Source organism: Pseudomonas sp. AIG (genome assembly GCF_977020205.1).
Genome location: NZ_CDROCK010000185.1, coordinates 1 through 214 on the forward strand (window position 1 = coordinate 1; position 214 = coordinate 214).

At 38.8% G+C, this 214-nt stretch carries 1 protein-coding gene; it reads right to left on the reverse strand.

The window, feature by feature from the left end; all coding sequences use genetic code 11:
- The coding region (locus tag ACWR1S_RS31040; RefSeq protein ID WP_454566163.1) for a hypothetical protein at positions 1 to 124 on the reverse strand (124 nt) is incomplete at its 3' end.
- Positions 125 to 214: the final 90 nt, after the last annotated feature.

The window sequence follows — 214 nt, forward strand, 5'->3', positions numbered from 1 at the left end:
CTGAACGAAGAATAACTACGAATGGTACGAAACGTTTACCATTGAAGAATGATAAAGCTTCTGGCAATTTACGGAAGTTATAGTATTTGTTGTAAGCAGTAGCTCCGATGAAACCAGAGATGATACCTACAAATACAACCCATGTTAAGGGCTAGAGCTTCCAAAACACTGATGAAGTAGTCAGACACCTTGATTGATTTGACCAAGAAGTGTG